At 71.6% G+C, this 503-nt stretch carries 1 pseudogene; it reads left to right on the forward strand.

Annotated elements, in window-relative coordinates:
- Window positions 1–416, forward strand: a pseudogene (locus DEF28_RS27830) (hypothetical protein); the annotation flags it as partial.
- Window positions 417–503: the final 87 nt, after the last annotated feature.

Below are 503 nucleotides of genomic sequence, written 5' to 3' on the forward strand. Positions count from 1 at the left end.
CCCACTGGTCCTGCGGACAGATCCGCCGCTCCCGCCCGCCGGCCGACACGCTGCCCGCCATGGCGCGCTGGCTCCGCGACCGCGCCACCTGGATCCGCCACGCCCCCTACGGCCCGGAGTGCGTCGACGAGATCGTGGCCGCCGTCCGGGAAGTCCGGCGCGTCGTCGACCGGCCGACCCGCCGCGTCCCCCTCCACGTCACCTGCACCCAGATCACCCTCAACGGAGACACCCCTACGCCCTGCGGCGGAGACCTCTACGCCGTCGTCGCTGACGGTCTCGCCGCCCACGGGCAGATCCGCTGCGCGGCCGACCCCGGCCACGTCACCACGGTTACCGCCTGGGTAGCCGAGGAAGAACGTGCCGCCCGTCGCAGAGGGCGCCTAGCTGCGCACTTGACAAGCCGCGTAGCATAAGCAGCAGAGTTGGAGCAATGTCTCCAGGCAGACGAAGGCCCGGCACCGTCCATGGGACGAACCGGGCCTTTCGCATGTCACCGGTAG

It is taken from the genome of Marinitenerispora sediminis, from assembly GCF_003336425.1.
Lineage (GTDB): Bacteria > Actinomycetota > Actinomycetes > Streptosporangiales > Streptosporangiaceae > Marinitenerispora > Marinitenerispora sediminis.